The organism is Murimonas intestini (assembly GCF_024622195.1).
Taxonomy (GTDB): Bacteria; Bacillota; Clostridia; order Lachnospirales; family Lachnospiraceae; genus Murimonas; species Murimonas intestini.
This window is the reverse complement of record NZ_JANKBI010000021.1, coordinates 1-21,316: the sequence shown is the minus strand read 5'-3', so window position 1 is coordinate 21,316 and position 21,316 is coordinate 1. Positions and strand designations below refer to the sequence as shown.

Here is a 21,316-nt window from a genome sequence, read left to right as displayed (position 1 = left end):
TAAAACTGGTTTCCTATTAAAATATTACAAGAAGAAAGAAGATGAGATATATGCCTTTAACAATGGCCACAGCAGGTGAAAAAAATATTATCCGTAAAATCGGGGGAAAAGAAGAGACAAGGCGTTTTCTGGAAAATCTGGGATTTGTTGCCGGAGGGGACGTCACTGTTGTATCTGAGATTGGCGGCAATATGATAGTAAATGTGAAAGATTCCAGAGTTGCCATCGGAAAAGATATGGCAAATAAGATCATGGTAGGCTGAGAGGAGAGAAGATGAAGACATTAAGAGAGGTCCCGTGCGGACAGAATGCAAAGGTAACCAGGCTCACAGGGGAGGGGCCGGTCAGAAGACGTATTATGGATATGGGGATCACGAAGGGTGTGGATGTCTTTGTAAGGAAAGTCGCCCCGCTGGGAGATCCGGTTGAAGTGACAGTGAGAGGTTATGAGCTTTCTTTGAGAAAAGCAGATGCAGAGATGATCATAGTAGAGTGAGAGAGCGCAGATAGCATTTAGATGATGCGGGAAAGAGGTAAAAGATGTCGATAAAAATTGCGTTAGCAGGTAATCCCAACAGCGGAAAGACGACGCTGTTCAATGCTTTAACGGGTTCTAATCAGTTTGTGGGAAACTGGCCCGGCGTTACTGTGGAAAAGAAGGAGGGCAAGCTTAAAGGGCACAAGGATGTGATCATAATGGACCTTCCGGGAATCTATTCCCTGTCGCCCTATACCCTGGAAGAAGTGGTGGCCAGAAACTACCTGATCGGAGAAAGGCCGGATGCGATTTTAAATATTGTAGACGGAACGAATATTGAACGAAACCTTTATCTTTCAACACAGCTTCTGGAACTGGGCATTCCCGTCATAATGGCTGTAAATATGATGGACCTGGTTGAAAAGAACGGAGATAAGATCCATATTAATAAACTGAGGCAGAAGCTGGGATGCGAAGTAATTGAGATATCCGCCCTTAAAGGGACTGGAATCAGGGAGGCGGCAGAAAAGGCTGTTGCCCTGGCGGGAAAGAAAAATGCAGAACCTGCTGTACATAAGTTTGCGGCCGGGGTAGAAAGTACTCTGGATGAGATAGAGTCCAGGCTGGACGACAGTATTCCCGAAAGGCAGAAGCGCTTTTTTGCAGTAAAGCTTCTGGAAAAGGATGATAAGATCCAGACTCAGATGAAATCTGTGCCGGATGTGTCAGATGTAATATCCAGGATTGAAAAAGAGATGGATGATGACACTGAGAGTATCATTACAAATGAGAGATACGTATTTATATCCTCTATCATAGATGAATGCTGTACAAAAAACAGAAAAAGAAGGATGACAACTTCTGATAAGATAGACAGGGTGGTTACAAACAGGTGGCTGGCACTCCCTATATTTGCAGCTGTGATGGTCATAGTTTATCTGGTATCTGTATCTACTGTGGGGACATGGGCCACTGACTGGATGAATGACGGTGTTTTTGGGGACGGATGGAGCTTATTTGGGCTTGTGCAGGTGCCCGGTATCCCTTCTGTTCTGGAAGGCGGCCTTGATGCCATTGGATGTGCTGTATGGCTGAAGGGACTTATATTAGACGGTATTGTAGCCGGAGTCGGCGCTGTTCTGGGATTTGTTCCCCAGATGCTTGTATTATTTATTTTTCTGGCTTTCCTGGAAGCATGCGGTTACATGGCCAGAGTTGCATTTATCATGGACAGGATTTTCAGAAAATTCGGTCTTTCAGGAAAATCATTTATCCCCATGCTTATTGGAAGCGGCTGTGGAGTTCCCGGGATCATGGCCTCAAGAACAATAGAAAATGACAGAGACCGCAAGATGACGATCATGACAACTACTTTCATTCCATGCGGGGCAAAACTCCCGATAATAGCATTAATAGCAGGAGCGCTGTTCGGGGGCGCATGGTGGGTGGCGCCCAGTGCATATTTTGTAGGTATCGCGGCAATCATCTGCTCGGGGATCATATTAAAGAAAACAAAAATGTTTGCAGGGGATCCTGCTCCCTTTGTAATGGAGCTGCCGGCTTACCATATGCCTACTGTGGGAAATATACTCAGGAGCATGTGGGAACGGGGATGGTCCTTCATTAAGAAGGCCGGCACGATCATTCTTTTATCAACGATAGTAGTATGGTTCACCACATACTTCGGCTGGATAGACGGACAGTTCAGGATGCTGGAGGATATGGAGCTGGACCACAGTATCCTTGCAGCAATTGGAAATGCAGTGAGCTGGATATTCATACCTCTTGGATGGGGTGACTGGAAGTCCGCCGTGGCTGCTATCACAGGACTGGTGGCAAAAGAAAATGTTGTGGGTACTTTTGGCATCCTTTATGGATTTGCCGAGGTGGCAGAAGACGGATCAGAGATATGGGGAACTCTTGCAGGAAGCATGACGGCTGTGGCAGCATATTCATTCCTGATATTTAACCTTCTGTGTGCTCCATGCTTTGCAGCGATGGGAGCTATCAAAAGGGAGATGAATAATGCCAAATGGTTCTGGTTTGCCATTGGATACCAGACAGGACTTGCATATGTAGTTTCGCTTTGTGTATACCAGATTGGGAGCCTTATAACAGGAGGTTCTTTTGGAATCTGGACCGCAGCTGCATTTTTACTGGTAATTGGATTTTTGTACCTGCTCTTCAGGCCATACAGGGAGAGCAGCACCCTCAGGGTAAATATGAAAGGTATGGCAAAAGCTAAGTAGCAGTGCTGAAGAAACTTGCAGATTTGATAGAAACTATAGACAGGAGGTCTGTAAATGGGAACTATAATTGTTGGAATGATTGTCCTGTGCGTCATCGGGCTGGTTGTCAGGAGTATGGTAAAGGATAAGAAAAGCGGTAAATCCATCCAATGCGGCGGCAGCTGCAGCCATTGCGGCGGACAGTGCCACATGAGATAACCGTATGGGAACTCAAATGCAGAAAGAATTGGTGATCAGGAAGCTTAAGGAGCAGGGATGCAGGATCACCAGGCAGAGAATGATACTTCTGGATATTATACTGGAGGATGACTGTTCATGCTGTAAGGAAATTTACTATAAAGCATCCCGCCTGGATAAAAGGATAGGACCTGCCACAGTATACAGAATGGTAAATACGCTGGAGGAGATTGGGGCTATCAGCCGTAAGAATATGTATAAGATATCATGCTCAAAGGACTGCAGAGCTGGGGAGGCATGCAGGATAGAACTGGATGACGGCACATTCCTCCATCTTACAGGGGAGGAATGGAACAGGGTCCTGGAAAATGGACTGAAAAGCGGCGGCTACCTGAAAGAGCAGAAGGTTGTGGCAGCAGCATTGAAAAAATGTGATTGCGGCTGATAAAAGGCTGCCGGAAAGTTTAAATTATATGGACACCGGGTATGTATAAGGCTTGAAGCCTTTCATATCCGGTGTTTTCTGCTGTGCAGATTATTCTCTGTTTACTCTCTGTTATATTGCCTTTTAACATGGTTTGATATATTATAAGTATAAGCGTTAAATAACCATAGAAGGATTAGGGAGTACTTATGAAAAAGTGTGGTACTGTTGGAACCAATAAAAAATATAGATATAAGAGTGCCTCTGTGTATCAGATTGGCGGCGCTCTGCGTGCAGTTATCAGGATGGCGGCGGTTATGGCAGTTGTGCTGTCTTTTCTTTTTGCAAAGGTTCAGTGTGAGGCAGCAGCAAAAGAACCGCTTAAAGTGGCATTCCCCATAATAAAAGGGCTGAGTGAAACAGACCCTTCCGGAGCTCATAGAGGTTTAATGGTAGACTACCTGGACGAGATAGCTAAATATACAGGATGGGATTATGAGTATATAGAGGTGGAGCCGGAGGAGCTTACTAATGACTTCATGGAAGGCAAATTTGATCTTATGGGCGGGACCTATTATATGCCCGGGTTTGAAGAATATTTCGCCTATCCCAAATACAGCATGGGGTCCAGCCGCGCTACCTTATTATCTCTTAAAAGTAATCAGGATATAAAGAGCTATGATCTGTCAAGCCTGAATGGAAAGACCATAGGGGTATTTGAAAAGGCAGAAGAAAAAATAAGGCGCCTGAAAGAATATCTCAGTATGAACGGACTTGAATGTAAGATCAAGTATTATACATACGAGGATGCGGAGGGAAAAGAGAATCTTTTTAAGTATCTGAAGGAGGGGGATGTAGACCTGCTTCTTGGAAATGACGTGGATGCTGACAGCGATCTCAGGATAGTTGCATCCTTTGATGCACAGCCGTATTATTTAGTGACAAGATTAGATAATAAAGAAATTCTGGATGGGCTGAATATGGCTCTTGGAAGCATAATGGAATCAGATCCTGATTTTGCAAAGAATCACTATGAAAAGAATTATCCCGACCTTAAACAGTCTGATGTCCAGTTTAATGAGAAGGAACTGGATTATATTAATGAGAAAAAAAGTATAACTGTGGCGGTAGTGTTGGATAATCATCCGTTTTACTGTATTGACAGTGAATCAGGCCATCATGACGGCCTGATACCTGAATTGCTTGAAAAACTTTCTGAAGTCTCAGGACTGAGTTTCAGTTATGCGGCTGCGGATACATACGAAGAGGCTGTAAATATGGTGAGCAGGGGAGAGGCTGATATACTGGGGTATTATCTGGATACTCAGAACAGGGCTGCAGAGGAAGGTCTGGCTCTGACTAAGGGCTATGTAAGCATGAATAATATCATAGTAAAAAATAAAGCCGCTGACTATCCGGCAGATGGACTGACAGGCGGAATAATCAAGGGACGCCAGATGCCGGAGGACGTAAAAGCCAGCCAAGTCCTTTACTATGATACGGAGCAGGAGGGACTTAAGGCTGTCAATAAAGGGGAGATAGACTTCTTTTACAGTATATCCGCCCAGATTGATAAGGAAATGCAGAACCATGTATATTCAAATGCAGTCCTTGTCAGCAGGGTAAACAACAGTATGGAGATTTCATTTGCTCTGAGGCGTCCGGCTGAAACTGAGCTGCTTACAGTATTAAATAAGTCTATAGGAAATCTCACTTCAGAAGAAAAGGATATGCTGCTGGACAGGAGCCTTATATCAACAGGACATTCTAATATGACTCTGATGGATATGATATATGCAAACCCTATTGCTTTCATAGCAGTACTCAGCGCCTTTTTGATCCTTATTATGATAGCGGTGCTTCTGATCGCCCGGGTCAGGATTAAAAATTCTATGATATTAGGCGAGCTGGATAAAGCGGAGGCAAAGAGCAGGGCCAAGAGTGAATTCCTGTCCCAGATGAGCCATGAGATCAGAACGCCAATGAATGCCATCGTAGGACTGACAAATCTGGCATGCATGGATGAGGGGCTGACGGAAAATATCAGGGAAAAGCTGATGAAGATCAACTCATCCTCCAAATATCTTCTGGCCCTGATCAATGATATACTGGATATGTCCAGGATAGAAAATGGAAAGCTTGAGATAGAGGAAGAAGAATTTTCCGCTGATGATATGCTGGATGAATTTGTAAAGATGATGGAAGCTCAGGCCGCTGAGAGAAAGATACATTTCCAGGTTAAGCAGAATATCGCACATGGCAGTCTGACGGGAGATTCTATCAGGCTCAGGCAGGTACTGACAAATCTGGTGTCAAATGCGTTTAAGTTTACTCCTGCCGGAGGAAACGTCATTTTAAGTATGAGTGAGAAACATTGTGACGGCGTCAGTGCGGAGTTTTATTTTGAAGTAAAGGATACAGGGATCGGCATTGCGCCTGAGGACCAGAAGAAGATTTTTAAAGCCTTTGAACAGGTTGGGGCAAGTACTTCAAAAAGTTCAGGAACAGGGCTGGGACTGCCTATCAGCAGCAGTATTGTGCAGGCTATGGGTGGAGAACTGAAGTTAAAGAGTGCGGCTGGCAAGGGGGCTGTATTTTATTTTACTCTCCGGTTCAGGCTTGGAGAAGGACATAAGAGCGGAAATGAAAAAAGAGAGAAAAAGAAGGAAGGGCAATACAGGAAAGAGCTGTCAGGCAGCAGAATACTTCTGGCTGAGGATAATGACCTGAATGCTGAGATCGTGCATGAACTGCTTGGGATGCAGGGAGCTGCCATGGAGAGGGCTTCCGACGGCGCTGAGGCTGTTAAAATGTTTGCTGGCAGCCGCCCCGGGTGGTATGATGCGGTGCTGATGGATATTAAAATGCCTGTAATGGATGGGCTTAAGGCTGCAAAGGCCATACGCTCCAGCGGACATGCGGATGCCTCATCTATTCCGATCATAGCCATGACAGCTAATTCCTTCAAGGAGGATGAAAAGGCTGCCATGGAGGCAGGAATGAATGGATTTATCCCCAAGCCTGTGGATCTTCAGTATCTCTGCAGTGTGCTGGAGAAGGAACTGGCGGATTAGACGGAGGGAAAGATCAATGTTATCTCAAAGGACTGGCCGGCAGATGAGGCCTCCACCTCTATTTTCAGATCATCGGCCATCTGTCTCAAAAGGTAAAGCCCCATACCGGTAGCTCTCTTTCTCTGGCTGCCGGTATCACCTGTATAGCCTTTTTCAAAGATAAAGGGCAGGTCATAAGGCCTGACTCCTGAGCCGTTGTCCTTTATTCTGAGATGTACATGAGTCTTATTTTCATCCATATATCCGCTGACAGATAAGAGAGGATTTTTTTCCCCGGGCCTTGCATACTTGATGGTATTGCTGACAACCTGCTTCAGAATAAATTCCAGCCCTTTTCTGTCGGAGAGTACTGTCAGGGCGGGAAGATCAATAACAATCTGAAAGTTTTTTTCATTCAGGAGAATTTTGTATTCATCCAGGACATCGCTGCAGCAGACTGGCAGAAGGAGCTTTTCAAATAAATAATCCTTATGGTCTGATCTCAGCCGGGCATAGTAAAGCATCTGGTCAATATCTTCCTGAAGCTGGTTTCTTACGTATTCAAGTTTGTGATACAAAGGTGGGGGAATCTCGTCTTGCCGGTTATCCAGAAGGAAGGTCATGAGAGAGAGGGGAGTCTTTATCTCGTGTGCCCAGGTCTCTGCATATTCTTCGTATTCATTCAGGCGGAGAGAAATGTCCTCTAGCTTCTGTCTGTTTTGATGAAACAGGCAGGAGGCAGTCTGGAGCATGTCACGTTCAAAAGGACTGGACAGCCTCAGTGCCTCTGATTCATGTTCCTGTGAAGGTTCTTCCAGAAAGGCCATGAATGCCTTATATTTTTTATCATCATTTCTGCCTGTACAGAAAAGTGCTACCGCCAGAAGAAGTATACAGCCCAGAGTAAAGGCTGCCAGCACCGGATAAAATGAATCAGGGTACACCAGCCAAAGAAAAACGGCAAACATAATATCCGTTAAAAGGAAGAAAAACACCCAGTTCTTATGATTCCGCCATGCGGCGGGGATAGTCTTAAACATCATTCTCCTCCATTTCCAGAAGCTGATATCCCACGCCTCTTACAGTCTCAATACGAAGCTTCAGATTTAGAGACTTCAGGGTTTTTTTCAGGCGGGTCATATTTACCTGAAGCGCATTCTCATCAATATACTCAGTAGTTCCCCAGAGTGCAAGAAAGAGAGAGCTTTTTTCTACAGGTCCGTCATGGGCTTCAAGAAGTGCCGCAAGGATTTTACCCTGGTTTTCAGGCAGGACAGCTGAATTGCTGCCAAAGTAAAGGGTGAAAGTCCGGGGGTCAAGAGCAAGGCCGCTGCGTTCTATCATATTGCTGCGGCTTTCATATCTTCTGAAAAGATTAGAGACCCTGGCCAGAAGCCTGTCTTTGTGGCAGGGCTTTGTCAAAAACTCATCGGCGCCCAGGTCAAGGGCGAGCAGCTCATCTTTTAAACGGTCCCTGGAAGTGAGGACTAATACGGGAACAGGGCAGAGCTTCTTTAACTGCCTGCAGATATCGAAGCCTGTGGCCCCGGGCAGGTTGATGTCCAGGATCACAAGCCCGGGGGATTCCCTGAGAATAGTTTTTACCGTATCATCGAAGCGCGTTATGCAGAAAACACAGTATCCTTCTTTTATCAGGATATCTTCTAATTCCTCCCTCATAAACACATCGTCCTCCACTATGGCCACCTTTTTCATGGAATCCCCACACTCCTTATTCTTCCCTGGTTGACTGCATCAGTTCCAGGATATGCTTATCGCTTAATCTCATCACAGCTGCAATATAAAAATATTCTACCACACAAAGAAGTATAATCATAGCCATGGCAATGACTGACAATTCTAAGAGATCTCCTTTCATTGACGGTGACAGAAAGCCTGTAAACAGGGATCTTATTCCAAATATGCTGCTGACTGCGGCTAAAATGAGAGGAATGCCGAAGTACCATTTTATCTGTGTCCTGGCTGAACGGCGCATAGATTCATAATCGCAGCCCAGATTTATCAGTGTCTTGTAGCGGCGTCCTGTTTTCTTTTGCTGCATCAGGAATTGTACTCCCAGGACTGTATTTGCAATGATAAGAAATATGAGAGCCAGATAAATGGTGGTATAGCTGGAAGCCGTCAGGTAGAACAGCTGCCTGCCTATATTCTGAAGATAGCTTTCATAATTCAGACCGGTTTTGTCTAAAAGGCTGTTGACCTCCGTTATGGCCTGCATTAAGCCTGATTTCTCTGTCACTGCTTTTGAAAGGGATGCATTCCAGTAAGAGCTATAAGAGCCTTCAGGCAGGAGCTTGTCAAACTCCTCATCAGTGACTATAAGTCCCATACTTATATTTATGAGCCGGTCAACCACAAGATTTGTGTTGCGGCTTTTGCCAAAAAGCCGGCAGTCTTTGCCGTTTATCTTTATTACAGGTTCCAGGGAGAGAGACTTATCCAGGACCTCCGTAAGTCGGGGATTAGTAAATTCCGCACCGTTATATATGGCTGCTTCTCCGTCTTTCAGTACAAGAGGAGTTTCACCGGAAATTTCCAGAATATGATTGTATCCTGAAAGCGAGATCAGATAGGGAGAGAAATACTGACTTAAGTTATTAAGCAGGATCTCCCTTTCAGGGGATGCCTCCTGTTGTGAGACGGCATCGAGGAGCTGGTCTGTCTCAATAGGATAGATGTCATCCCTGAGGCCTCCTGTCCTGACTTCAAAGACATCTTCTATATAATCAAAGAGCGGCGGCTTATCAGTCTGGCTGAGGACCTCTTCCCTGCTGCCCTCAAAAGTGTAATCGATCACATGACCGGATTTTGAGTATGCGCTCCACGCACTTGAAAATCCAAACCCAAAACAGCAGAGGGCAAGTAAAGCTAAAAGAGATGAGACTGCCAGGGAATTAGTCCTGCATATGACATTCTCCTGCAGCTGGCGGAAGGTAAATACTTTCAGGCCTCTGCTGTTTTTCTTTCGCCGAAGTATGATCTCTATCAAAGCACTAAATCCGTAAAGCACTAAAAATGTGCCGCATATACCAAGGAGGACTGTCATGCCCATGTATAAGAGAGATGACCAGGACAGTCCCATAATAGCCAGGCTGTATGCGGCCCCAATCATGAGTATCCCTGCAGCCAGTTTTAATAAAGCGGCCAGAGGGCGAGGCACCTGCTGCTCTTTTTCCCGGTCACCTGCAAGAAGCAGGGAAATCTCTTTTCCCGCAAACTGAATGGTGAGTATTCCAAATGCCAAAAGTTTGATCAGGAAGAAGCCTGCAGCAGTGATAAGGACAGCTGAGAGTGAAAAGGTAAAGCGGTGTCCTATTATGCCAAGGCCTACAAGTTTTGCAGTGACAAGGCTGATAATCTCAGACAGGAAAACAGCTGCCGGGATTCCAGCCAAAAGGGAGATCAGGCTGCTTAGAGAATCCTCTGCCAATAAGAGCCAAAAGAGCCTGGAACGTCTCATACCCATCATTAAATAGAGCCCCAATTCATGGCTTCTGCGTTCAAACTGGTACCTGCTGGAAAAATAAATAAGGAAGAACAGGATAAAGAGTGAAAATCCATAAAGAGCGGGTATAAGCCCCAGAAGCCGGTTTACTGCATCACTTTCCATTGTCTGAAGAAATATAATGACATCCTGGTTTCTAAGAGAAAGGATGATATAAAAAGCTACCACAGAGACAATGAGTGATGCAAAAAATATCCCGTTTTCCTTTCGGTTTCTTTTACTGTTTCTGCGTATCAGGTCAAAGAACATTAGCGTTTCCACCTCCCAGCTGAGCCATGACGTCTATAATCCTCTCATAAAATCCCTGACGGGATTCATCCGGGATCCTGCGCCTCAGTTCATGAAAAATGACACCATCCTGTATAAAAAGGATACGTGAACAATAGCTGGCCGCATTTGAATCGTGGGTGACAAGCAGGATAGTAGTACCGTATTCCTCATTCAGGCCGGATAGCTTGTCCATCAGAGTCCTGGCATTCTTAGAATCAAGTGCGCCTGTAGGTTCATCTGCCAGCACGATCTCGGGTCTGAGTATTAAAGCCCTGGCTGCCGCCACCCGCTGTTTCTGGCCTCCAGACATCTGACCCGGAAATTTATTAAGAACATCCCTGATCTCCAGATAATCTGCCAGTTCTTTTAATCTGGCTTTTCCCTCATTTTCGGGAATGTTGTGGATTGACAGGGGCAGCATTATATTTTCCATGCCTGTAAGGTTGTCCAGCAGTTCAAAGTTCTGGAACAGGTAGCCAATCCTGTTTCCACGGTAAGCTGCCAGCTTTCTGCCTTTGAATTCGCTCAGATTCTCACCCTTTAAAAGGATCCTGCCCTCTGTAGGCTGGACTGTTGTAGCTATACAATTGAGAAGAGTAGTCTTTCCCGAACCGCTGCTTCCCATAATACCCAGAAATTCACCGGGGAGTACCTGAAATGAGAGGCCGTTCAGAGCCTTTGTAATGTTATCACCTTTCCCATAATGTTTATGCAGGGACTGCACATCTAATATTTTCTGGTCCATAATTTCCTCCTTGTATCTGTTCATTATTCACGCGGCAACGAGCCAAGTGAACCTGCCTGTATGTATATTTGATTATACCAAAGCACAGCGGTGAAAAATACTTACAATTGCTGTAAGGTTAAAAGCAGATGCGGGCGGCGCTGCACAATAATTCGTGTTAATGCTTATAATAATTGCCATATGAATTTTTTTTGTTATAATAGGGACTATAAATATAAAGTGAGGACATATTATGGAAAAAGGTAAATTAAGTGCATTGCTGCCCATCGGTGTGTTTCTGGCCGCTTTTCTGGGCATTAGTTTTATAAGCGGTGATTTCAGGAGCATGCCGGCAATTGTAGGCTTTTTAATGGCGCTGCTGTGTGCCTTCCTGCAGAACAGAAAAATGAGCTTTGAAGAAAAGATATCTGTGGTGGCAAAGGGAGTCGGCGAAGACAATATTGTGACCATGTGTCTGATATTTCTGGCAGCAGGAGGATTTTCAGGGGCTGTTACCGCGGCCGGAGGGATGGAGAGCACTGTAAATTTCAGCCTGTCAGTCCTGCCCTCCGGGGTGGCGGTTGCAGGGCTGATGCTGATAGCCTGTTTTATTTCCCTGTCCATGGGGACAAGTATGGGAACAATAGGGGCGCTTGCGCCAATAGCAGTGGGGATCAGCCAGAAAACAGGATTTTCTGCAGCTCTTTGTATAGGGGCTGTGGTGTGCGGAGCCATGTTTGGTGACAACCTCTCTATGATATCAGATACGACTATTGCAGCCGTTAAGACTCAGGGATGTGAGATGAAGGACAAGTTTAAGGCCAATTTTCTTATTGTGCTGCCGGCAGCTGTGGTCTCACTTATCATATTCCTGATAATCACGAGAAATACTAGCTATACAGTGACAGGAGAGCTGCCCTATGAGCTTATAAAGATACTCCCGTACCTGCTGGTGCTCTTAGGCGCCCTGGCGGGCATCAATGTTTTTATAGTGCTGACAGGAGGAACGGTGCTGTCTCTTATAATCGGAGCAGCTACGGGCACCATCCCTGTTACAGGAATCTTTAATGCCGTAGGAGACGGCGTTAAGGGAATGTATGATATAACAGTTATTTCCCTTGTTGTGGCGTGTATCGTGGCTATTGTACGACATAATGGAGGTATTGCCTATATTCTCAGTTTCATAAAGGGGCGTATAAAAGGAAAAAGAGGTGCAGAGCTGGGAATAGCTGTTCTGGCGCTGCTTGTAGATATGACGACTGCAAATAATACAGTCGCTATTGTGATAGCAGGTCCCATCGCAAAGGAGATCAGTACAGAGTATGGAATATCACCTAAAAGATCAGCATCGCTTTTGGATATATTTGCAGCAGCAGCACAGGGGATGATTCCGTATGGGGCCCAGCTGCTTTTGGCAGCGGAGGCCACAGGATGCGCCCCGTTTGAGATAATGCCGTATCTGTTCTATCCTTTTCTGATGGCTGTGAGTGCAATACTTTTTATCGTGTTCAGGAAGAAAGATAGTAGGGAAGAAATGATTTAAACATTGATGCTAAAACTCAACTGTGTTATAGTATGTGATATACAAAAATCAAAAAGAATGCAGCAAAATCAACAATTGTCAATGATAAAATGGAGATAGTACGTATGAAAAAAAGTAAAATCCGGATATTGTCACTGGTAATTCTTGTCTCTGTGCTTCTGGCGGGTGTGCCGGCTGGATATGTAATGGCTTCTGCCCAGGATGGTGAGACAGTACATGACGGTGACGGACAGACAGATGGACAGGACGGCGGGGAAGAGAGTGCGGAAGAAGAGACAGAGTATATCCCCGAATCTTATTACCTTCCTATAGAATCTAATAAAATTAAAGGATGGCCTCAGGGGAAGCAGATAGAGGCGGAGGCCGCCGCAGTGATGGACGCCTCCACAGGGGCATTCCTGTATAGTAAGAACGCGGAGGCTAAGGAGTATCCGGCCAGTATCACCAAGATCATGACTGCACTTGTAGCCCTGGAAAACAGCAGTCTGGATGAAGAAGTCACTTATTCGGAGATCGTATTTAATATTGAATTCGGAAGCAGCCATCTGGGCATTCAGCCCGGTGAAAAGATGACTATGGAGGATGCTCTGTACGGGCTTATGCTGGAGTCGGCCAATGATATAGCTATGGGTATAGCGGAGCATGTGGCAGGCTCTGTGGATGGCTTTGTGCAGATGATGAATGATAAGGCAGCGCAGCTGGGATGTGTGAATACACATTTTGCAAATCCCCACGGCCTTTTTGATGAACAGCACTATACATGCGCCAGGGATATGGCCATAATCACCCAGGCTGCCATAGCAAACCCCACATTCTGCAAGATTACCGGGACAGTAGAGTATACCATAGAAAAAACAAACAAGGTTGATGAGAACAGATACCTGCTTAATCACCAGAAAATGCTGTATGATGACGAATTTAAGTATGACGGCTGCCTGGGAGGAAAGACAGGATTCGTGACAGAATCTCTGAATACTCTTGTTACCTTTGCACAGAAGGATGACAAGAAGCTGATCTGCATTATCCTGAAGGTAAATGGTTCAGGAAAAACATTTACAGAAACAGCCGACCTGCTGGACTATGGCTTCACGAATTTCATTAATAAGGATGTAAAAAACCCGGAAGCCAATATGAGCCGGGCTGAGCTTATGGGGATCTGCAGCTTTGGCAAGATGGGAATGATGACTGATGAGGAGCTGAAAAAGCCGGCTTTTATTGTGAATGAAAATACAGAAGTGACTGTGCCGGCAGGTACTGACCCTTCTGCGGTGAAAAGAAAGATAGAGGGGCAGCAGGCAGTTTATATGTATGAGAACTGGCCGGTAGGGGAGGACCAGATATCATTGGCTCCTGCAGCGTTTAATGTCAGCCTGCCAAAAGCCTCAGAGACATATCTGAAGTACCAGGACAGGGTGCCTCAGACGGAGGAGTCAGAAGGTTTTATAGATAATGCAGTAGGTACTGTACAGAGTGTCTGGAACAGGTTCTGGGGGTGGATCTATGACAACGATCTGCTGGCAGCCCTAATCGTGCTCATACTGCTTCTTGTTCTGATACCAATCCTGGTCATAGGGATCGTCAGAAACCACAATTCTCAGAAGATAAGGAAGCAGCGCCAGAGGGAAAAGGAAGAGCGGATAAAAAGGGAAGAGGAGATAGACAGGAAATCCACTTTGGAGATAGAGGCTGAGCTGCGTGCCGAGATAGAAGCGGACAGGCTGCGCAGGGAAGAGGAGGCTGCCAGGATGATGGAGGAAGAAAAAGAGGAGAAAGAGATAGAGGAAGCGGAAAAGTTCATTGAGCAGAGGGAAGCTATAGAGGAAGCAGGCTCAGTCAATGTAAAAGATGTGGGCCAGGTGACGGCAGAAGGCGGACAGGATGAGGAAGAGGAGGAACAGGTATGAATTGGGTAGCCCCTATAAAGGATGATGAGACACTGGAAATTTTTAAAAAAAAGCTTCGGGAAGTGGACGATAAATATTATATTCTGTTTGAAATAGGTGTGGGGACAGGCCTTCAGCTTCAGGAGATCCTGAAATTCAAGAACAGCGATATAAGAGACAAAGACAGTATAGAAGCATCGATTGGTACTAAGAATATTAAGAGGACTTTTAATATTCCGGGAGAATTGAAACAGATCATACATGACTATACGGAGGGTAAAGATCCTGAGGCATACTTGATACTAGGACACAGCGGGTCAGAAACTCCCCTGTCCAGGGAACAGGCGTACAGAGTATTTAAAAATATAGGGAAATCTATAGGATTAAATTCTATTGGCGCCCAGACTATGAGAAAGACATTTGCATGGAGATATTATAAACACACAAACGATATCTACTATCTCCAGAATCTTTTAAACCACGCTTCCCCCTCCATTACATACAGGTATATTGGCGAAAAGCCCAATGTGGAGGTTGTGTTAAAGAAGATGACGCCGGAGGAGAATGAGAGGAGCCGTTACATGCTGTTTAAGGACGGGGCAGGGAAGAAAAGGATACTCAGTCTTAAGGATACTCTGGACAGTCTGTGCAGCGAGATGGACAATCCCACAAATAATGACGCTTTTTTTGGGCGGGTGGACTGTCTTCTTACAGAGATGGAAGACCTGGTAGATAATTTCAAAAATACAAAATGATACGCAGTATAAATTTTTAACGGCATCCTGCCAGAACCAGCAAATAGGTTTGGCAGGATGCCGTTAAAGCATTTTTTAAACACAGTTTAGTTTTTCTTCAGCAGTTTTTTCAGATGGGCGCTTTCCTTCCTGGCACATATCTCCTGCGCCTCCTGGGCAGTGATGAGCTTCAGGGTCTTGACGCAGAAATATTTTCCGTCTTCGGATTTTTTTATCCGTATCTTGCCCTTCAGCCATCCGTGCTCCTCACAGTAGGAGAGAGAAAAATAGTTCTTTCCTCCGCTCGTGAACCAGCGTATCTTTCTTTTAGCCGACTGATTACAGAGATAGCACCTGGTGGATGTCACTTTTCTGTCCTTCATGGCTTCTGTCCTGGAAGTAAATTCCTTTGACACAAATTTTGAGTAAGTGTCAAAGACTACATATATTTCTTCCTTTCTTGTCTGAGGGGCCTGGAAGTAGTCAATGGAATAATTCCTGAGTATGTCCTCAGAGTCAATGTGTGAAAGAACAGCGGCAGTATAGCAGGCATCGTCCAGCGCACTGTGAAATGTATCTTCTTTGGGGAGATTCAGAAAATCAATAGCATGTTCCAGAGTCCTGCGGCTCTTCCTGTCCTCATAAACGATACTGAATATCTTCTGGATGTCATAGAAGAACAGGGGCTTTGGAAACGGATTCTCAAGGCCATGGTATCTGATGTTTCTCTGAAATTCCAGAAGGTCGCCGGGGCCCCATGTACAGTAAAGAGGCTGTTCCCCGCACCAGCTGATAAAATCGGCAAAGACCTCGGGAAAGCTTCTGGCATTGTCCAGGTCCTGCTCACAAAGAGAGATGATTTCCTTTGTTTTAAAATGAAGTGATGTGTAAGCTTTGGGTCTGACAAGTTCCCTGAATCTGCCGATCTCTTCCTTTTTATCATTTAGTTTTACTGCCCCAATTTCGACGATCTCGAAGGGGAGTGTTCTGATTTCTCGTTCTTTTCCAAAAGGACACTGGTTCCATTCCAGGTCAAATACAATGTAGTTTTTCACAGATAGCTTCCTCCAATTAATACGAGTATACACAAACAGTGTCAAAAACACAAGGGGTTCGTCAACTTGTATATGAAAATTGAAAGGAATTATGCAGAATTACCTAAAATGAAAAAATGGATTTATCTGATAAGCACAAGTGACAAGTCAGCCGGAAAATATTTGGGCAATTCTAGTATGGCATAAAATAAAGACTTTTAGTATACTAAGGACAGTTAATCAACGTAAAGAAATTCAAAGGAATTCATTTAGGAGGAGTTTAAAATGGCAAGTTTATCATTAGAGCACATTTGTAAAGCATACCCGAACGGGTTTGAAGCTGTTAAAGATTTCAGCCTTGAGATCGCAGACAAAGAGTTTATCATCTTCGTTGGACCTTCAGGTTGTGGAAAATCCACTACACTTCGTATGATTGCCGGTCTGGAAGAAATTACAAGCGGTACATTAAAAATCGGCGACAGAGTAGTTAACGATGTAGAGCCTAAAGACAGAGATATCGCAATGGTATTCCAGAACTACGCTCTGTATCCTCATATGACAGTTTATGATAATATGGCATTTGGTCTGAAACTTAGAAAAGTTCCGAAGGACCAGATTGATAAAATGGTTAAAGAAGCAGCTAAGATCCTTGACCTGGAGAAATTATTAGACCGTAAGCCGAAGGCTCTGTCAGGTGGTCAGAGACAGCGTGTTGCTATGGGACGTGCTATTGTCCGTGATCCTAAGGTATTCCTTATGGATGAGCCGCTGTCAAACCTGGATGCAAAGCTGAGGGTTCAGATGCGTATCGAGATTGCTAAGCTTCATGAAAGACTGGGAGCTACAATCATCTATGTAACACATGACCAGACAGAGGCTATGACACTTGGTACAAGAATCGTTGTTATGAAAGACGGTGTTGTTCAGCAGGTAGATACACCTCAGAACCTTTACAATAACCCGAACAACTTATTCGTAGCCGGATTTATCGGATCTCCTCAGATGAACTTCATGGATGCAGATGTACATGAAAAAGCTGGAGATATCTACTTAAAGGTTGGTTCTCATGACATCAAGCTTCCGCCTGCAAAAGCTAAAAAAGTTAAAGACGGCGGATATGTTGGAAAGACTGTAGTATTAGGAATCCGTCCTGAAGACGTACATGATTCTCAGATGTTCATCGAGTCTTCACCGGAGACAGTTGTAGACGCTACAATCAGAGTTTACGAGCTGTTAGGTGCTGAAGTATTCCTGTATTTCGATGTTGAGAACTTCCCGATGACAGCACGTGTTGATCCGCGTACAACAGCAAGGACAGGAGACAAAGTAAGATTTGCTCTTGATGCTGAGAAGATTCATGTATTTGACAAAGAAACAGAACTTACTGTTACAAACTAAATATATGATAATAGTGACAGGGGGTACCGCAGCAGCGGCATCCCCTGTTTTATGTTGTGAGGGCCGTGCTGTTTATAATATTGGCCGGCGGGCTGTTTGACCGGAAAAATTCAGAATTTGTTGATATTTTGAAAAAAATGCTTTATAGTAGTAGTCATAACATATCAGTGATTTAATGAGTTATATGTAACTGTAAAGGTATAGAACAGTTAAATTTAAAATAAGCGAGGATGTGAAAAGATGATTTCAAGCCAGGTATTACAGAATGCCATAGATGAATTAAGGGCAATTACCAGAATCGATTTGTGCGTATTGGATCTGGAGGGGCGCAATGTAGTGTCTACCTTCCAGGGAGATGACATCCCCTCCGATACAGTCAGGCTTTTTGTGGAATCAGCAGCAGACAGCCAGGTAATACAGGGATATCATTTCTTTAAGATATTTGATGACAGAAGTGTAGAATACGTGCTGGTGGCAAGAGGCTCCAGCGAAGATGCATACATGATCGGCAAGGTTGCGGTCAGCGAGATCCAGAATCTGATCGTAGCTTATAAAGAAAGATTTGATAAAAACAATTTTATCCAGAATCTGCTTCTTGATAACCTTCTTCTGGTGGATATCTACAACAGGGCTAAAAAACTTCATATAGAAGTGGAAGCAAAACGTGTTGTCTTCATGATAGAGACTAAGTATGAGAAGGACAGCAATGCCATGGAAACAGTCAAGAGCCTGTTTGCAGCGAGAACTAAGGATTTTATTACTGCTGTCGATGAAAAGAGCATTATTATTGTAAGAGAGTTAAGAGAAGATGAGACATATGAGGAATTGGAGACAGTAGCCCAGACAATGAGGGACATGCTCAACTCAGAAGCCATGACAAGCGTGCGCATCTCCTACGGAACTATCGTAAATGAGATCAAACAGGTGTCAAAGTCCTACAAAGAGGCAAAAATGGCCCTTGACGTGGGAAAAATATTCTACTCGGAAAAGACAGTTATCGCTTACAGTACTTTGGGAATAGGAAGGCTGATATATCAGCTTCCCATACCTCTCTGTGAGATGTTCATGAGAGAAGTGTTTGGGGAGAATATGCCGGATACCTTTGACGATGAGACACTGATGACTATAAATAAGTTTTTTGAAAATAATCTGAACGTGTCTGAGACGTCCAGGCAGCTGTATGTCCACAGAAATACCCTTGTATACCGTCTGGAGAAGCTCCAGAAGAGTACAGGGCTGGATATCAGGGTATTTGATGATGCCCTCACATTTAAAATAGCTCTTATGGTAGTCAGCTACATGAAATATATGGAGAAACAGGATTATTAAATAAAAGGAGGATTAGTTCGATGATAAAGTTATACGACAAAGGTGTGTATCTTGTAAATGGAACGGATATCGTGGAGGATGGCCCCGAAGCGGAGGCTGTCCTGAAGCGTGAACTGGGAGGGGCACCCTCAAAGGAAGAAGCAGCCAGGAACACGATCGCATATGGGATACTGGAGGAGCATAATACCTCCGGAAATATGGAAAAGCTGAAAATTAAGTTTGATAAGCTGACATCCCATGATATTACATTTGTAGGTATTATACAGACGGCGCGTGCCTCAGGCCTTGAGAAATTCCCCATCCCTTATGTGCTGACAAACTGTCATAACAGTCTGTGTGCCGTGGGCGGGACGATAAATGAGGATGACCATATGTTTGGACTTACCTGCGCCAAGAAATACGGCGGGGTATATGTACCTCCTCACCAGGCAGTTATCCATCAGTTTGCAAGGGAGATGCTTGCAGGCGGCGGCAGGATGATCCTGGGTTCAGACTCACACACACGCTATGGTGCCCTGGGCACTATGGCTATGGGAGAGGGCGGTCCGGAGCTTGTTAAGCAGCTGCTCTCCAAGACATATGATATTAACATGCCGGAAGTCATCGGAATATATCTGACAGGAGCTCCTGTACCGGGCGTGGGGCCTCAGGACGTGGCCCTTGCCATAATTGGCGAAGTGTTTGGAAATGGCTATGTAAAGAATAAAGTCATGGAATTCGTGGGGCCGGGTGTGTCTAACCTGAGCGCTGATTTCAGGATCGGCGTTGACGTAATGACTACTGAGACTACCTGCCTGTCATCGATCTGGAGGACAGATGAGAAGATTCAGGAATTCTATGATATCCATGGAAGAAGCGAAGATTATAAAGAGCTGAACCCAGGTGCGGCAGCCTACTATGACGGTATGGTCTATGTGGATCTGAGCAGGATCCGTCCTATGATTGCCATGCCGTTCCATCCCAGCAATACATATACCATAGAAGAGCTGAATGCAAATCTTCTGGATATTCTGGATGATGTGGAGAAAAAGGCGGCAGTAAGCCTGGATGGAGCTGTGGATTATAAATTAAAGGATAAAGTGAGAAACGGAAGGCTCTATGTAGATCAGGGAATCATTGCGGGCTGTGCCGGCGGTGGTTTTGAAAATATTTGTGCGGCTGCAGATATCCTTAAAGGGCACAGTATCGGAAGCGATGAGTTTACACTGAGCGTATATCCGGCCAGCACGCCTATCTATGTAGAACTGGCCAAGAATGGAAGGCTGACAGATCTGATGCAGACTGGCGCTATTGTAAAGACTGCATTCTGCGGCCCATGTTTTGGAGCAGGAGACACGCCGGCCAACAATGCATTCTCCATCCGTCATTCTACGAGGAACTTCCCCAACAGGGAGGGCAGCAAGCTTCAGAATGGGCAGATATCCTCAGTTGCTCTTATGGATGCCCGCTCTATAGCAGCTACAGCGGCAAACAAGGGATATCTGACTCCTGCCACTGAAGTAGACGTAACATACAGCAATCCTAAATATTTCTTTGATAAAGAGATCTATGCAAACCGCGTATTCGACAGCCACGGGGTCGCAGACCCTGATGTGGAGATCAAGTTTGGTCCTAACATCAAGGACTGGCCGGCAATGTGCGCACTGACTGACAACCTGATCCTGAAGGTCGTATCAGAGATCCATGACCCTGTCACTACTACAGATGAGCTGATCCCGTCAGGTGAGACATCGTCCTACCGCTCAAATCCAATCGGACTGGCACAGTTTACCCTGTCCAGAAAGGACCCGGCTTATGTGGGAAGGGCAAAAGAGGTGCAGGCTGCTGAGACAGCCAGGGAAGAGGGTAAAGACCCGGCAGAGGCATTTAGTGAGTTAAAGCCTGTAATTGATACGATCCATACTCTGTATCCTGAAGCTGATGCTTCTAATACAGGTATAGGAAGCACGATCTTTGCCGTAAAGCCCGGAGATGGTTCAGCGCGTGAGCAGGCGGCTTCCTGCCAGAAGGTGCTTGGGGGATGGGCAAATATTGCAAATGAATATGCAACGAAGAGATACCGCTCCAACCTGATAAACTGGGGAATGCTGCCCTTCGTGATCGAGAAGGGCGAACTTCCGTTTAAGAACGGTGACTACCTGTTCGTGCCGGATGTGCGCAGGGCTGTGGAAGAGAAGGCCACAGAGATCAAAGCATATGTGGCAGGTGATACCATGAAAGAATTCACGCTGCAGATGGGCGAACTGACAGATGATGAGAGAACGATCATCCTGAAAGGATGCCTGATTAATTATTATAAAGGATAATGACTGAACAGCAGGAAGCTGCCGCAGATTTTGCGGCAGCTTTTTGTTCTATAATAGGAAAGTTCGCCAAATGGCGAACCATTGATTAAAAAAAGCCCGCAAAATGCGGGCGAAGCAAACAGACGGTGATTAAAAGAGGTCAATATAAAATCCTTCTTCAAATTCATCGTCATCTAAGTCATCATCCT

Annotated in this window: 17 protein-coding genes; 12 read left to right on the top strand and 5 right to left on the bottom strand. The window is 45.0% G+C overall.

The annotated features are described in order from the left end of the window. Positions 1-50 precede the first annotated feature (50 nt). The 6 genes from NSB28_RS21640 (at position 51) to NSB28_RS21615 (ending at position 6,402) form a co-directional block, all read left to right on the top strand. Positions 51-263: a FeoA family protein gene (locus NSB28_RS21640; protein ID WP_109748670.1), complete on the top strand. Its 213-nt coding sequence runs from the start codon at positions 51-53 to the stop codon at positions 261-263. Between the two features lie 11 nt (positions 264-274). Continuing rightward, complete coding sequence (locus NSB28_RS21635; protein WP_109748648.1) at positions 275-496, top strand: FeoA family protein; 222 nt, start codon at positions 275-277, stop codon at positions 494-496. Positions 497-540: 44 nt separating this feature from the next. After that, positions 541-2,727, top strand: a complete 2,187-nt coding sequence (feoB, locus tag NSB28_RS21630) for a ferrous iron transport protein B (protein ID WP_109748649.1) — start codon at positions 541-543, stop codon at positions 2,725-2,727. 54 nt (positions 2,728-2,781) lie between these two features. After that, positions 2,782-2,925, top strand: coding sequence for a FeoB-associated Cys-rich membrane protein (locus NSB28_RS21625; RefSeq protein ID WP_109748650.1), 144 nt, complete (start codon positions 2,782-2,784; stop codon positions 2,923-2,925). 4 nt (positions 2,926-2,929) lie between these two features. Beyond that, complete coding sequence (locus tag NSB28_RS21620) at positions 2,930-3,349, top strand: transcriptional repressor (protein WP_109748651.1); 420 nt, start codon at positions 2,930-2,932, stop codon at positions 3,347-3,349. Positions 3,350-3,537: 188 nt separating this feature from the next. After that, the gene (locus tag NSB28_RS21615) at positions 3,538-6,402 is read left to right on the top strand and encodes an ATP-binding protein (RefSeq protein WP_109748652.1); all 2,865 of its coding nucleotides are present in this window, start codon (positions 3,538-3,540) and stop codon (positions 6,400-6,402) included. Here NSB28_RS21615 and NSB28_RS21610 read toward each other — a convergent pair. The 4 genes from NSB28_RS21610 to NSB28_RS21595 are packed head-to-tail and all read right to left on the bottom strand — an operon-like array spanning position 6,399 to position 10,922. Next, positions 6,399-7,421: a sensor histidine kinase gene (locus NSB28_RS21610; RefSeq protein WP_257517613.1), complete on the bottom strand. Its 1,023-nt coding sequence runs from the start codon at positions 7,419-7,421 to the stop codon at positions 6,399-6,401. The two genes, NSB28_RS21615 and NSB28_RS21610, sit on opposite strands and share 4 nt — an antisense overlap. Beyond that, positions 7,414-8,097, bottom strand: a complete 684-nt coding sequence (locus NSB28_RS21605) for a response regulator transcription factor (protein WP_109748654.1) — start codon at positions 8,095-8,097, stop codon at positions 7,414-7,416. Before NSB28_RS21605 ends, NSB28_RS21610 begins: the two co-directional genes overlap by 8 nt. 16 nt (positions 8,098-8,113) lie before the next feature. After that, positions 8,114-10,156 carry an ABC transporter permease gene (locus tag NSB28_RS21600; protein ID WP_109748655.1) on the bottom strand — a complete coding sequence of 681 codons (2,043 nt, stop codon included), beginning with the start codon at positions 10,154-10,156 and terminating at the stop codon, positions 8,114-8,116. Then, positions 10,146-10,922 (bottom strand): ABC transporter ATP-binding protein, encoded by a 777-nt coding sequence (locus tag NSB28_RS21595; RefSeq protein WP_109748656.1) that lies wholly within the window; start codon positions 10,920-10,922, stop codon positions 10,146-10,148. The genes NSB28_RS21600 and NSB28_RS21595 overlap by 11 nt, the downstream gene beginning before the upstream one ends. Before the next feature lie 232 nt (positions 10,923-11,154). Between NSB28_RS21595 and NSB28_RS21590 the strand changes: the two genes are divergently transcribed. The 3 genes from NSB28_RS21590 (at position 11,155) to NSB28_RS21580 (ending at position 15,082) form a co-directional block, all read left to right on the top strand. Beyond that, entirely contained in the window at positions 11,155-12,444 is a 1,290-nt protein-coding gene (locus tag NSB28_RS21590) for a Na+/H+ antiporter NhaC family protein (RefSeq protein WP_109748657.1), read from the top strand. Positions 12,445-12,548: 104 nt separating this feature from the next. Further along, positions 12,549-14,348, top strand: coding sequence for a D-alanyl-D-alanine carboxypeptidase family protein (locus tag NSB28_RS21585; RefSeq protein ID WP_257497906.1), 1,800 nt, complete (start codon positions 12,549-12,551; stop codon positions 14,346-14,348). Then, positions 14,345-15,082, top strand: coding sequence for a tyrosine-type recombinase/integrase (locus tag NSB28_RS21580; protein WP_109748659.1), 738 nt, complete (start codon positions 14,345-14,347; stop codon positions 15,080-15,082). The genes NSB28_RS21585 and NSB28_RS21580 overlap by 4 nt, the downstream gene beginning before the upstream one ends. A gap of 86 nt (positions 15,083-15,168) precedes the next feature. Here the strand turns inward: NSB28_RS21580 and NSB28_RS21575 are convergent, their stop codons facing one another. Then, positions 15,169-16,116, bottom strand: coding sequence for a 3'-5' exonuclease (locus NSB28_RS21575; RefSeq protein WP_109748660.1), 948 nt, complete (start codon positions 16,114-16,116; stop codon positions 15,169-15,171). Between the two features lie 264 nt (positions 16,117-16,380). Here NSB28_RS21575 and NSB28_RS21570 point away from each other — a divergent pair, with 264 nt between their 5' ends. The 3 genes from NSB28_RS21570 to NSB28_RS21560 all read left to right on the top strand — a co-directional run bounded on the left by NSB28_RS21570 (position 16,381) and on the right by NSB28_RS21560 (position 21,128). Continuing rightward, positions 16,381-17,493, top strand: a complete 1,113-nt coding sequence (locus tag NSB28_RS21570) for an ABC transporter ATP-binding protein (RefSeq protein ID WP_109748661.1) — start codon at positions 16,381-16,383, stop codon at positions 17,491-17,493. 240 nt (positions 17,494-17,733) lie between these two features. Then, positions 17,734-18,822: a PucR family transcriptional regulator gene (locus NSB28_RS21565; RefSeq protein ID WP_109748662.1), complete on the top strand. Its 1,089-nt coding sequence runs from the start codon at positions 17,734-17,736 to the stop codon at positions 18,820-18,822. 20 nt (positions 18,823-18,842) lie between these two features. Then, entirely contained in the window at positions 18,843-21,128 is a 2,286-nt protein-coding gene (locus NSB28_RS21560) for a hydratase (RefSeq protein WP_109748663.1), read from the top strand. Positions 21,129-21,316: the final 188 nt, after the last annotated feature.